Genomic DNA, 12,564 nt, shown 5'->3' on the forward strand with positions numbered 1-12,564 from the left:
GAAAAGCGCCGCGGCCGGCGAGCAACCATTCATATTTCCAAAAGGGAGTGATGATGCAAAAGCAATTCAAGCAACTGGTTCTGCTGGCTGCACTGGTGCCGACGTTCGCGATGGCGCAGGCGCTGTCGAATTCCGCACCGGCTGCTCCGGCGGCAGCTGCGCCGATCGACGCCGACAAGAAGGCAGCGATCAAGGATCTGCTCGACGCGATCGATGCGCCGAAGCTCGTGTCGGCAATCGGCAACAGCGCCGAAATGCAGGCCAAGCAACTCGTGCCGGCAATCCTGTCGGACGCGCTGTCGGAAAACAAGACGCTGAACGACAAGCAGAAGCAGGCTGCCGTTCCGACGCTGCAGAAGAACTCGGTGCCGAAGCTGGTTGACGGCGCAGGCAAGGTATTCGGCACGCAACAGTTCCAGAACGACGCGATGTCGGCTCAGTACGACGCCTACGCGAAGTACTACAGCACGTCGGAGATCAAGGATCTGACGACGTTCTACAAGAGCCCGACGGGCCGCAAGTTCATCCAGGTTCAGGATCAGGTCGGTCGCGACGTGGTCAACGGCCTGATGCAGAAGTACATGCCGCAAGCGATCCAGGCAACGCGTACGCAGGCTGACAAGGAAGTCGCAGCAGTCAAGCCGGGCAAGTAAAGCTGTCCGGGCACGCCACCGGCCGTTCGGCCGGGTTTGGCGGGAGCCTGACGACAGTGCGATAATGGCCGTTTGCGCGTGAGCGCAAGCGGCCATTTCTTTTCTGGCGCGTTCTGCCGGCGGCGAGCCGGTCGCGTCCCTCCGAGGTTTTCACGATGCGCGTCTTTAATTTCTCCGCCGGCCCTGCGGCGATGCCCGAGGAAGTGCTGCGGCAAGCTGCCGACGAAATGCTCGACTGGCACGGCAGCGGCATGAGCGTGATGGAGATGAGCCATCGCGGCAAGGAATTCATGTCGATCCACGAGGCTGCGCTGACCGATCTGCGCGACCTGCTCGGCGTGCCGGCCAGCCACCGGGTCCTGTTCCTGCAGGGCGGCGGCATCGCGGAAAACGCGATCGTGCCGATGAACCTGCTCGGCTCGCGCAAGACCGCCGACTTCGTCGTGACGGGCTCGTGGTCGCAGAAATCGTTCAACGAGGCGAAGAAGTTCTGCACGCCGCATCTCGCAGCGAACGGCAAGACGGACGACGGCTTCACGCGTGCGCCCGCGCGCGCCGAATGGCAGCTGTCGGACGATCCGGCCTACGTGCATCTGTGCACCAACGAGACGATCGACGGCGTCGAGACGTTCGAGATCCCCGATCTCGGCGACGTGCCGCTGGTCGCGGATGTCTCGTCGCACATCCTGTCGCGCCCGATGGACGTCGCGAAATACGGCGTGCTGTTCGGCGGCGCGCAGAAGAACATCGGGATGGCCGGCGTGACGGTCGTGATCGTGCGCGAGGATCTGCTCGATCGCGCGCTGTCGATCTGCCCGTCCGCATTCGAATGGAAGACCATCGCCGCGAACAACTCCCTGTACAACACGCCGCCCACCTACGCGATCTACATCGCGGGCCTCGTGTTCCAGTGGCTGAAGCGGCAGGGTGGCCTCGAAGCGATCGAGGCCCGCAATATCGAAAAATCGAAGCTGCTCTACGACACGATCGACGCGAGCAGCTTCTATCTGAACAAGGTCGAGCCGGCAGCACGTTCGCGGATGAACGTGCCGTTTTTCCTGGCCGACGAAACGCGCAACGAAGACTTCCTTGCCGGCGCAAAGGCGCGCGGGCTGCTGCAGCTGAAGGGCCACAAGTCCGTCGGCGGCATGCGGGCGTCGATCTACAACGCGGTGCCGCTCGAGGGCGTGAAAGCGCTCGTCGAGTACATGAAGGACTTCGAGCAGCGCGGCGCCTGACGGCGGCGCTGTTCAAACAGCACGGCAAAACGCATGGACGACGAACTGAATTCCCGCCTGAAACCGCTGCGCGATCGCATCGACGCGATCGATGCGCAGCTGATCGCGCTCCTGAACCAGCGCGCCGCGGTGGCGCTGGAGGTGGGCGAGGTCAAGAAGCATTTCAACGCGCCGGTGTTCCGGCCGGAGCGCGAGCTGCAGGTGATCGCGCGGCTGCAGGACATGAGCGCCGGGCCGCTCGCGAGCGAGCACATCAGCGCCATCTGGCGCGAGATCATGGCTGCGAGCCGCGCGCTCGAGCAGACGATCCACGTCGCGTTCCTCGGGCCGGTCGGCACGTACAGCGAACAGGCGATGCTCGAGTATTTCGGCCAGTCGATCGAAGGGCTGCCGTGCCCGTCGATCGACGAGGTGTTCCGCTCGGTCGAGGCCGGTGCGTCCGCATTCGGCATCGCGCCGGTCGAGAATTCGACCGAAGGTGCCGTGTCGCGCACGCTCGACCTGCTGCTGCAGACGCAACTGCTGATCAGCGGCGAGCTCGCATTGCCGATCCACCACAACCTGCTGACGCAAAGCGGCACGCTCGACGGCGTGAAGCGCGTCTGCGCGCATGCGCAGGCGCTTGCGCAATGCCAGCAGTGGCTCGCCGCGAATGCGCCTCAGCTCGAGCGGCAGGCCGTGGCGAGCAACGCGGAGGCTGCGCGTCTCGCGGCCGCCGATCCGACCGTCGCGGCGATCGCGGGCGACCGCGCAGCCGCGCATTACGGTTTGCAGATCGCGTTCTCGCTGATCCAGGACGATCCGCACAATCGCACGCGCTTCGTGATCGTCGGCAAGCAGCCGGCGGGCCAGAGCGGTCACGACCAGACGTCGCTGATCGTGTCGGTGAAGAACGAGCCGGGCGCCGTGTTCAAGCTGCTCGAGCCGCTCGCGCGGCACGGCGTGTCGATGACGCGCTTCGAGTCGCGTCCGGCGCGCGTCGGCACGTGGGAGTACTACTTCTACATCGATATCGAAGGGCACCGCGACGATGCGGCGGTGGCGGCCGCGCTCGCGGAACTCGGCCAGAAGGCCGCGTTCCTGAAGATACTCGGTTCGTATCCGAGCGCACGCTGAGGCGCGCTGGCCCGTCGCCGGGTCACGCAGGTGACGGACAGGCGGGCAGGGCAGGCCGGTCGGCGCTGCCGAAGGCGGGTTCGGGCGGCACCCGGTGCAGGTTGCGCCGGGTGCGGGCTCGTTGCCCGGAATCTGGAATTCCGCATGCGGGGCGTCGTGCCGCACGCATAACTTGGCTCTTGTCGTGTCAGGCTTTGCATTCAACAAACTGGTCATCTTCGGCGTCGGCCTGATCGGCGGATCGCTGGCCCGCGCGTTGCGCGAGCGCGCGCCGGGCGGCGCGGGCGAAATCGTCGGCGTGGGCCGCTCGCGTCGCTCGGTCGAGCGCGCGCTGTCGCTCGGCGTGATCGACCGCGCAGCGGCGCTCGACGACGACGCGCAATTGCGCGACGCGCTCGCCGGCGCCGATCTCGTGCTGCTGGCCGCGCCCGTCGCGCAGACGGGCCCGTTGCTGGCGCGCATCGCGCCGTGGCTCGACGATGCGACGATCGTCACCGACGCGGGCAGCACCAAGTCCGATGTCGTCGCGGCCGCGCGCGACACGCTCGGCGCGCGAATCGCGCAGTTCGTGCCGGGGCATCCGATTGCCGGCCGCGAGTCGAGCGGCGTCGAGGCCGCGTTGCCGGACCTGTACGTCGGTCGCAACGTCGTGCTGTGCCCGCTGCCGGAGAACGCGCCCGAATCGGTCGCGCGCATCGACGCGATGTGGCGCGCAACCGGCGCCGACGTGCGCACGATGAGCACCGGGCAGCACGATCGGGTGTTTGCGTCGATCAGCCACCTGCCCCACGTGCTGTCGTTCGCGCTCGTCGAGCAGATTCTCGGCGAGGCCGACGCGGAACTGAAATTCTCGTACGCGGCGGGCGGTTTCCGCGATTTCACGCGCATCGCGGCGTCGAGCCCCGAGATGTGGCGCGACGTGTGCGTCGCGAACCGCGCGGCGCTGCTCGACGAACTCGACGGCTACACGCGCGTGCTCACGCGGCTGCGTGAGGCGATCGACGCCGGCGACGGCGCGGCGCTCGAAGCGGTGTTCACGCGCTCGCGCGCCGCACGCAAGGCATGGCAGGAGCGCGGCGGTGCGCCCGCTGCCGAACCGGTCAAGAAATAACAGGACGATTCCCATGGACTATCTCGATCTCGGCCCGTACTCCAGCGCATCGGGCACCGTGCGCCTGCCCGGCTCGAAGAGCATTTCGAACCGCGTGCTGCTGCTCGCGGCGCTGGCCGAAGGCGAAACGACGATCACGAACCTGCTCGACTCCGACGATACGCGCGTGATGCTCGACGCACTCGGCAAGCTCGGCGTGAAGCTCGCGCGCGATGGCGACACCTGTGTCGTGACGGGCACGCGCGGCGCATTCACCGCGAAGACGGCCGACCTGTTCCTCGGCAACGCGGGCACGGCCGTGCGGCCGTTGACCGCCGCGCTCGCGGTGAACGGCGGCGACTACCGCGTGCACGGCGTGCCACGCATGCACGAACGGCCGATCGGCGATCTCGTCGACGGCCTGCGGCAGATCGGCGCGCAGATCGACTACGAGCTGAACGAAGGTTATCCGCCGTTGCGCATCAAGCCCGCGACGATTTCGGTCGATGCGCCGATCCGCGTGCGCGGCGACGTGTCGAGCCAGTTCCTCACGGCACTCCTGATGACGCTGCCGCTCGTGAAGGCGAATGATGGCCGGACCGTCGTCGAAGTCGACGGCGAGCTGATCTCGAAGCCGTACATCGACATCACGATCCGCCTGATGGAGCGCTTCGGCGTGACCATCGAGCGCGACGGCTGGCAGCGTTTCGTCGTGCCGGCCGGCGTCCGCTACCGCTCGCCGGGGCGGATCATGGTCGAGGGCGACGCGTCGTCCGCGTCGTACTTCCTCGCGGCCGGCGCGCTTGGCGGCGGCCCGCTGCGGGTTGAAGGCGTGGGGCGCGCGAGCATCCAGGGCGACGTCGGTTTCGCGAACGCGCTGATGCAGATGGGCGCGAACGTGACGATGGGCGACGACTGGATCGACGTGCGCGGCATCGGCCACGACCACGGCAAGCTCGAGCCGATCGACATGGACTTCAACCTGATCCCCGATGCGGCGATGACCATCGCGGTCGCGGCGCTGTTTGCGAACGGCACGAGCACGCTGCGCAACATCGCGAGCTGGCGCGTGAAGGAGACCGACCGCATCGCCGCGATGGCGACCGAGCTGCGCAAGGTCGGCGCGATCGTCGAGGAAGGCCCCGACTATCTCGTCGTCACGCCGCCGGAAAAGCTCACGCCGAACGCGGCGATCGATACGTACGACGATCACCGGATGGCGATGTGCTTCTCGCTCGTCAGCCTGGGCGGCGTGCCCGTGCGGATCAACGATCCGAAGTGCGTCGGCAAGACGTTCCCCGACTATTTCGACCGCTTCGCCGCGCTCGCCAAAGCCTGACCCGACTGTTCCGATGAAATCGACCCGACCCTTTCACCCGACTCCCGTCATTACGATCGACGGCCCGACCGCCTCCGGCAAGGGCACCGTCGCGGCGCTCGTCGCTGCGAACCTTGGCTTCCACCTGCTCGACAGCGGCGCGCTGTATCGGCTTGCCGCCCTCGCGAGCGTGCGCTACGGCATCGCGGCGGAGGACATCGACGCGCTGGTGAAACTGATCGACGATCTGCACATCACGTTCCGCGAAGGCTGTGCGCAGCTCGACGGCGTCGACGTGTCGAACGACATCCGCGCCGAAGCGGTCGGCAATCGTGCATCGGCCATTGCCGTGCACGGGCCCGTACGCACCGCGCTCGTCGCGCGCCAGCGCGCGTTCCGCAAGACGCCGGGCCTCGTCGCAGACGGGCGCGACATGGGCACCGTGATCTTCCCGGACGCCGTGCTGAAGGTGTTCCTGACGGCCAGCGCCGAGGCTCGCGCGACCAGACGGCATAAGCAATTGATGCAAAAAGGTTTTTCTGCTAATATAGATGACTTGCTCCGGGATCTTCGTGAACGTGACGCGCGCGACAGCAATCGCGCAGCCGCGCCGCTGAAGCCTGCAGCAGATGCCGAGCTGCTCGATACGTCGGCACTTTCGGTCGATGAAGCCGTCGACCAGGTGCTGCAGTGGTACCGGGCACTCGGCCAGCCCGCCTGAGAAGGCGGGTAGCGGTAGGTGCTCCGTGCCGCAAGCGCGGAGCGTGTTTTGAACCCTTAACCCCGTGTGGTCTTCGATCTGGCCCTTTCAGCCTGCCATTCCGGCCGGCGTGGCACAGCGAGCCATGCACAATCAGATTTTTATGTCCGACCTGCAAACCTCCACCCCGAATACCGAATCCTTTGCGGCTCTGTTCGAAGAGTCGCTGACCCGCCAAGACATGCGCGCCGGCGAAGTGATTTCCGCCGAAGTCGTGCGCGTCGACCACAACTTCGTGGTCGTCAATGCAGGCCTCAAGTCCGAGGCTTACATTCCGATCGAGGAATTCCTGAACGATCAGGGCGAGGTTGAGGTGCAGTCGGGCGATTTCGTGTCCGTCGCGATCGACGCGCTCGAAAACGGCTACGGCGACACGATCCTGTCGCGCGACAAGGCGAAGCGCCTTGCATCGTGGCTGTCGCTGGAAAAGGCACTCGACAACAACGAACTCGTCACCGGCACGATCACCGGCAAGGTGAAGGGCGGCATGACCGTGATGGTCAACGGCATCCGCGCGTTCCTGCCGGGTTCGCTGGTCGACACGCGTCCGGTCAAGGACACGACCCCGTACGAAGGCAAGACGCTCGAGTTCCGCGTGATCAAGCTCGATCGCAAGCGTAACAACGTCGTGCTGTCGCGTCGTGCGGTGATCGAAGCAACCCAGGGCGAAGAGCGCGCGAAGCTGCTCGAGACGCTGAAGGAAGGCGCGATCGTCAACGGCGTGGTCAAGAACATCACCGACTACGGCGCGTTCGTCGACCTCGGCGGCATCGACGGCCTGCTGCACATCACCGACATCGCATGGCGTCGTGTGCGTCACCCGAGCGAAGTCCTGTCGGTTGGCCAGGAAGTCACCGCGAAGATCCTCAAGTTCGACCAAGAGAAGAACCGCGTCTCGCTGGGCATCAAGCAACTGGGCGACGATCCGTGGGAAGGCATCTCGCGCCGTTACCCGTCGGGCACGCGCCTGTTCGGCAAGGTCACGAACATTACCGACTACGGCGCATTCGTCGAAGTGGAATCGGGCATCGAAGGCCTCGTCCACGTGTCGGAAATGGACTGGACGAACAAGAACGTTGCACCGTCGAAGGTTGTCCAGCTGGGCGACGAAGTCGAAGTCATGGTCCTCGAGATCGACGAAGACCGCCGTCGTATCAGCCTCGGCATGAAGCAGTGCAAGCCGAATCCGTGGGATGACTTCAGCCGCAACTTCAAGAAGGGCGACAAGATCACGGGCGCAATCAAGTCGATCACCGACTTCGGCGTGTTCATCGGTCTGCCGGGCGGCATCGACGGCTTGGTCCACCTGTCGGACCTGTCGTGGAGCGAAACCGGCGAAGAAGCCGTTCGCAAGTACAAGAAGGGCGACGAAGTCGAAGCCATCGTGCTCGGTATCGACGTCGAGAAGGAGCGTATTTCGCTCGGCATCAAGCAGCTCGAAGGCGACCCGTTCAGCAACTACGTTGCAATGAACGACAAGGGCTCGATCGTCGACGGCGTCGTGAAGACGGTCGATGCGAAGGGTGCGGTCGTCACGCTGACGGGCGACGTCGAAGGCTACCTGCGTGCGTCGGAAATCTCGCAGGATCGCGTCGAAGACGCACGCAACGTGCTGAAGGAAGGCGACAAGGTCAACGCGATGGTGATCAACATCGATCGCAAGTCGCGCGGCATCAACCTGTCGATCAAGGCGAAGGATTCGGCTGAACAACAGGAAGCGATCCGCGGCCTGCAGTCGGACTCCAGCGCTGCTGCGACCGGTACGACCAACCTCGGCGCGCTGCTGAAGGCGAAGCTCGACGGCCAGAACCAGTAAGCCTCACGAGGTCTGCTGAAGTATGACCAAATCCGAGTTGGTCGCGCAGCTGGCATCGCGATTTCCGCAACTTGTCCTCAAGGATGCGGATTTCGCGGTGAAAACGATGCTCGATGCGATGTCCGACGCCCTGGCGAAAGGGCATCGCATTGAAATTCGGGGTTTCGGCAGCTTTGGCCTCAACCGTCGCCCGGCGCGCGTCGGACGCAACCCGAAGTCGGGGGAGAAAGTGCAGGTGCCCGAGAAGTTCGTGCCGCACTTCAAGCCTGGCAAGGAATTGCGTGAACGCGTCGACGGCCGCGCGGGTGAACCGCTGAAAGCTGACGATCCGGACGACGAGCGTTGAGCGTCGTTCGGTGTGCCCGGAACCTGTCCGGCGAAGGCTGAAAAGAAAAGCGCCCCTTGGGGCGCTTTTTTCATGTCCGGCGGCAGCCGCGCAACGCCTGGCGCAGGATGTGCGCAGCCGCGGAAACGCTTCCTTTACAATACGGGTCGATTCGGTGCGACGAAGGGGAGTCGCGCGCCGCGGCAAACCTCAACAAAGAGAGGGCTTCATGAAGTTTATCGTCTGGCTGATCCGGGTATTGGTGTTCGTCCTGCTGCTGGTGCTGGCGCTGGCCAATACGCAAACCGCGACGCTGAATTTCGTTGCCGGCTACGCATGGCAAGCGCCGCTGATCCTGATCGGCCTGGCATTCTTCGCCGTCGGGTTGCTGGCCGGCCTGCTGTCCGCGCTGCCTTCGATCTTCCGCCTGCGTCTCGAGAACGGGCGTCTGAAGCGCGATCTGCGCGCGGCGCGTGAAACGCCCGCGATCGTCGACCAGCCGCCGATGCCGCCCGTCATTTAACACGGACGCCGCGCGATCATCGCGCGGTTTTCGTCTCTGCTTCGATATTTCGCATGGATCTGGATTTCTGGTGGTTGCTCGCGATTCCGGTCGCATTCGCGCTCGGTTGGGCGGCGTCACGCTATGACCTGAAGAATCTCCTGTCGGAGAGTGCCAACCTGCCGCGCTCGTATTTTCGCGGCCTGAATTTTCTGTTGAACGAACAACCCGACAAGGCGATCGACGCGTTCATCGAGGTCGCCAAGCTCGATCCCGAGACGGTCGAACTGCACTTCGCGCTCGGCAACCTGTTTCGCCGCCGCGGCGAGACCGACCGCGCGATCCGCGTGCACCAGAACCTGCTGAGCCGCACGGACCTGCCGGTCAACGAGCGCGACCACGCGCTGTACGAGCTCGGCCAGGACTTCCTCAAGGCCGGCCTGCTCGATCGCGCCGAAGAGGCGTTCCACAAGCTCGCCGGCGGCGACTACGCGCTCGGTGCGCAGCGGGCGCTGCTGACGATCTACGAGATCGAGAAGGACTGGAACAAGTCGATCGATACCGCGAAGCGCATCGAGTCGATGAGCGACAAGCCGCTCGGTACCGAAATTGCGCAGTTTCACTGCGAACTCGCGCAGGACGCGCTGCAGCGCAAGAATGCGGCAGCGGCAGCCGAACAGCTTCGGCTCGCGCTGACCGTGAACCCGCAGAACGTCCGCGCGACGATTCTGTCGGGCGACGCAGCCGAGGCGGCCGGCGATCACGCGGCCGCGATCGAGCACTGGAAGCGTGTCGAGGCGCAGAACCCCGCGTATCTGCCGCTCGTCGCCGACAAGCTGATGAAGGCGTACGTGGCGCTCGGCAAGAACGTCGAGGGCGCCGAACTGCTGATGGGGTATGTCGACCGCTATCCGTCGAACGACCTGCTCGACATCGCGTACCAGCACATTGCCGGATTGCGCGGTCAGGATGCGGCGCACACGCTCGCACGTGCGCAGATGGAGAAGTCGCCGAACCTGTCGGGGATGCTGCACCTGCTCGATGCGCAGATCGCGGCGGCCGACGAACCGCGCCGTAAGGAACTTGAAATGATGCGTGCGCTGATCAAGCAGCGCACGAAAAATCTCCCGCGGTATACGTGCCAGAATTGCGGTTTCCGGGCACGGCTCTTCTACTGGCAGTGCCCTGGATGCAGCGGCTGGGAAACCTATGCGCCGCGCCGCGTCGAACCTGCGATGCCGGGCTGATCCCGGCACGCGGAGCCAACGCGCTGCGGTTGCCGCCGGGCTTGTCCCGGCGGCCAAGTTAGTCAATTACCGGGAAGTACCGGAACATCTATGAAAATCACCATCATCGGCACCGGCTATGTCGGTCTCGTCACGGGCGCCTGCCTCGCGGAGATCGGTCACGACGTCTTCTGTCTCGACGTCGATCCGCGCAAGATCGACATCCTGAACAACGGCGGGATGCCGATTCACGAACCGGGGCTGCTGGACATCATCGCGCGCAACCGCGCGGCAGGGCGCCTGCGCTTCTCGACCGACATCGAGGCGAGCGTCGCGCATGGCGAGATCCAGTTCATCGCAGTCGGCACGCCGCCCGACGAGGACGGCTCGGCCGACCTGCAATACGTGCTCGAGGCCGCGCGCAACATCGGCCGCCACATGACGGGCTTCAAGGTGATCGTCGACAAGTCGACGGTGCCGGTCGGCACCGCGCAGCGCGTGAGCGCCGTGGTCGACGACGCGCTTGCCGCGCGGGGGCTCGGGGGCAGCGTCGCGCATCGATTCTCGGTCGTGTCGAACCCCGAGTTTCTGAAGGAAGGCGCTGCGGTCGAGGACTTCATGCGTCCGGACCGGATCATCATCGGCGTCGACGACGACGAGACCGGCACGATCGCGCGCGAGAAGATGAAGAAGCTCTACGCGCCGTTCAACCGCAACCACGAGCGCACGATCTACATGGACGTGCGTTCGGCCGAATTCGCGAAGTATGCGGCGAACGCGATGCTCGCGACGCGCATCTCGTTCATGAACGAGATGTCGAATCTCGCCGACAAGGTCGGCGCCGACATCGAGGCCGTGCGCCGCGGGATCGGCTCCGATCCGCGCATCGGCTACCACTTCCTGTATGCCGGCGTCGGCTACGGCGGCTCGTGCTTCCCGAAGGACGTGCAGGCGCTGATCCGCACCGCGAGCGAGAACGGCCAGCCGCTGCGCATCCTGGAGGCCGTCGAGGCGGCCAACCATGCGCAGAAGGACGTGCTGATCGGCAAGATCGAGCAGCGTTTCGGCGCGGATCTGACCGGCCGTGAATTCGCGGTCTGGGGCCTGGCGTTCAAGCCGAACACCGACGACATGCGCGAGGCGCCGAGCCGCCGGCTGATCGCCGCACTGCTCGAACGCGGGGCGACCGTGCGCGCCTACGATCCGGTCGCAGTCGACGAAGCGCGGCGCGTGTTCGCGCTGGATTTCGGCGACGATGCGGCGGCGCTGGCACGACTGCATCTCGTCGAGACGCAGGACATCGCCGTCACGGGCGCGGACGCGCTCGTGATCGTGACCGAGTGGAAGGAATTCCGGAGCCCCGATTTCACGCGCCTGAAGGCGGAGCTGAAGGCGCCGGTGATCTTCGACGGGCGCAACCTGTACGAGCCGGATGCGATGGCCGAGCTGGGCATCGACTACTACGCGATCGGCCGGCCGTATGTCGATCCCCAGTCGTCCTCCCGTGGCTGAGCGCACGATGAATACTCCTCGCGAAGTCGTTCCGGTGCCGCGTGCGCAGCTCGCGCGCTCGCGCGTGCTCGTCGTCGGCGACGTGATGCTCGACCGCTACTGGTTCGGCAACGTCGATCGCATTTCGCCTGAAGCGCCGGTGCCGGTCGTGCACGTGCAGCGTCAGGAGGAGCGGCTCGGCGGCGCGGCCAACGTCGCGCGCAACGCCGTGACGCTCGGCGGCCAGGCCGGGCTGCTGTGTGTTGTCGGTTGCGACGAACCCGGCGAGCGGATCGTCGAGCTGCTCGGCAGCAGCGGCGTGACGCCGCATCTCGAACGCGATCCGGCGCTGCCGACCACGATCAAGCTGCGCGTGCTCGCGCGCCAGCAGCAGCTGCTGCGCGTCGACTTCGAGGCGATGCCGACGCACGAGGTGCTGCTCGCGGGGCTCGCGCGCTTCGATGCGCTGCTGCCGCAGCACGACGTCGTGCTGATGTCGGATTACGCGAAAGGCGGCCTGACGCACGTCACGACGATGATCGAGAAGGCGCGTGCGGCCGGCAAGTCTGTTCTGGTCGACCCGAAGGGCGACGACTGGGCACGCTATCGCGGTGCTTCGCTGATCACGCCGAACCGCGCGGAACTGCGCGAAGTGGTCGGCCAGTGGAAGTCGGAAGACGATCTGCGCGCGCGCGTCGCGAATCTGCGTGCGGAACTCGGCATCGACGCGCTGCTGCTCACACGCTCGGAAGAGGGCATGACGCTTTTTTCCGCCACCGGTGAACTGCACGCACCAGCCCTCGCGCGCGAGGTGTTCGACGTGTCGGGCGCGGGCGATACCGTGATCGCGACGGTCGCGACGATGCTCGGCGCCGGCGTGCCGCTGGTCGACGCGGTCGTGCTCGCGAATCGCGCGGCAGGCATCGTGGTCGGCAAGCTCGGCACGGCCACGGTGGATTACGACGAACTGTTTCACTGAGCCCATTGGTGCGGCGCGACGAGCGCGCCGCACCAATGGCTCGCACTTTT

Annotated in this window: 12 protein-coding genes; all 12 read left to right on the forward strand. The window is 65.6% G+C overall.

What is annotated here, in order from left to right; translation table 11 throughout:
• The first annotated feature begins 53 nt into the window (after positions 1–53).
• The 12 genes from ACWMMN_RS05235 to rfaE1 all read left to right on the forward strand — a co-directional run bounded on the left by ACWMMN_RS05235 (position 54) and on the right by rfaE1 (position 12,514).
• Positions 54–653: a DUF2059 domain-containing protein gene (locus ACWMMN_RS05235; RefSeq protein ID WP_059236858.1), complete on the forward strand. Its 600-nt coding sequence runs from the start codon at positions 54–56 to the stop codon at positions 651–653.
• A gap of 155 nt (positions 654–808) precedes the next feature.
• The gene (serC, locus tag ACWMMN_RS05240) at positions 809–1,891 is read left to right on the forward strand and encodes a 3-phosphoserine/phosphohydroxythreonine transaminase (RefSeq protein WP_059235497.1); all 1,083 of its coding nucleotides are present in this window, start codon (positions 809–811) and stop codon (positions 1,889–1,891) included.
• Positions 1,892–1,924: 33 nt separating this feature from the next.
• A complete protein-coding gene (gene pheA / locus ACWMMN_RS05245) occupies positions 1,925–3,007 on the forward strand; it encodes a prephenate dehydratase (RefSeq protein ID WP_059235495.1) in 1,083 nt (360 codons plus the stop codon).
• 184 nt (positions 3,008–3,191) lie between these two features.
• Positions 3,192–4,118, forward strand: coding sequence for a prephenate dehydrogenase (locus tag ACWMMN_RS05250; RefSeq protein WP_174993466.1), 927 nt, complete (start codon positions 3,192–3,194; stop codon positions 4,116–4,118).
• Positions 4,119–4,131: 13 nt separating this feature from the next.
• Positions 4,132–5,436, forward strand: coding sequence for a 3-phosphoshikimate 1-carboxyvinyltransferase (gene aroA / locus ACWMMN_RS05255; RefSeq protein WP_486423063.1), 1,305 nt, complete (start codon positions 4,132–4,134; stop codon positions 5,434–5,436).
• Between the two features lie 13 nt (positions 5,437–5,449).
• Positions 5,450–6,136 (forward strand): (d)CMP kinase, encoded by a 687-nt coding sequence (gene cmk, locus ACWMMN_RS05260; protein ID WP_059235490.1) that lies wholly within the window; start codon positions 5,450–5,452, stop codon positions 6,134–6,136.
• Between the two features lie 142 nt (positions 6,137–6,278).
• Positions 6,279–7,991 (forward strand): 30S ribosomal protein S1, encoded by a 1,713-nt coding sequence (rpsA, locus tag ACWMMN_RS05265; RefSeq protein WP_059236854.1) that lies wholly within the window; start codon positions 6,279–6,281, stop codon positions 7,989–7,991.
• Positions 7,992–8,013: 22 nt separating this feature from the next.
• Positions 8,014–8,337, forward strand: coding sequence for an integration host factor subunit beta (locus ACWMMN_RS05270; protein WP_006486894.1), 324 nt, complete (start codon positions 8,014–8,016; stop codon positions 8,335–8,337).
• A gap of 208 nt (positions 8,338–8,545) precedes the next feature.
• Positions 8,546–8,839 carry a lipopolysaccharide assembly protein LapA domain-containing protein gene (locus ACWMMN_RS05275; protein ID WP_059235488.1) on the forward strand — a complete coding sequence of 98 codons (294 nt, stop codon included), beginning with the start codon at positions 8,546–8,548 and terminating at the stop codon, positions 8,837–8,839.
• A gap of 53 nt (positions 8,840–8,892) precedes the next feature.
• Positions 8,893–10,065, forward strand: a complete 1,173-nt coding sequence (lapB, locus tag ACWMMN_RS05280; RefSeq protein ID WP_059235486.1) for a lipopolysaccharide assembly protein LapB — start codon at positions 8,893–8,895, stop codon at positions 10,063–10,065.
• Positions 10,066–10,155: 90 nt separating this feature from the next.
• The gene (locus tag ACWMMN_RS05285; protein WP_256085708.1) at positions 10,156–11,556 is read left to right on the forward strand and encodes a UDP-glucose dehydrogenase family protein; all 1,401 of its coding nucleotides are present in this window, start codon (positions 10,156–10,158) and stop codon (positions 11,554–11,556) included.
• A 7-nt stretch (positions 11,557–11,563) separates the two neighbouring features.
• Positions 11,564–12,514: a D-glycero-beta-D-manno-heptose-7-phosphate kinase gene (rfaE1, locus tag ACWMMN_RS05290; RefSeq protein WP_155627164.1), complete on the forward strand. Its 951-nt coding sequence runs from the start codon at positions 11,564–11,566 to the stop codon at positions 12,512–12,514.
• Positions 12,515–12,564: the final 50 nt, after the last annotated feature.

The sequence above is a fragment of the Burkholderia cepacia complex sp. TUM26381 genome (assembly GCF_057439935.1).

Coding starts and splice junctions, on each gene's coding strand:
- ACWMMN_RS05270 (WP_006486894.1), top strand. CDS start 8,014: ATGACCAAATCCGAGTTGGTCGCGCAGCTGGCATCGCGATTTCCGCAA.
- serC (WP_059235497.1), top strand. CDS start 809: ATGCGCGTCTTTAATTTCTCCGCCGGCCCTGCGGCGATGCCCGAGGAA.
- ACWMMN_RS05275 (WP_059235488.1), top strand. CDS start 8,546: ATGAAGTTTATCGTCTGGCTGATCCGGGTATTGGTGTTCGTCCTGCTG.
- rfaE1 (WP_155627164.1), top strand. CDS start 11,564: ATGAATACTCCTCGCGAAGTCGTTCCGGTGCCGCGTGCGCAGCTCGCG.
- ACWMMN_RS05235 (WP_059236858.1), top strand. CDS start 54: ATGCAAAAGCAATTCAAGCAACTGGTTCTGCTGGCTGCACTGGTGCCG.
- lapB (WP_059235486.1), top strand. CDS start 8,893: ATGGATCTGGATTTCTGGTGGTTGCTCGCGATTCCGGTCGCATTCGCG.
- ACWMMN_RS05285 (WP_256085708.1), top strand. CDS start 10,156: ATGAAAATCACCATCATCGGCACCGGCTATGTCGGTCTCGTCACGGGC.
- cmk (WP_059235490.1), top strand. CDS start 5,450: ATGAAATCGACCCGACCCTTTCACCCGACTCCCGTCATTACGATCGAC.
- pheA (WP_059235495.1), top strand. CDS start 1,925: ATGGACGACGAACTGAATTCCCGCCTGAAACCGCTGCGCGATCGCATC.
- rpsA (WP_059236854.1), top strand. CDS start 6,279: ATGTCCGACCTGCAAACCTCCACCCCGAATACCGAATCCTTTGCGGCT.
- aroA (WP_486423063.1), top strand. CDS start 4,132: ATGGACTATCTCGATCTCGGCCCGTACTCCAGCGCATCGGGCACCGTG.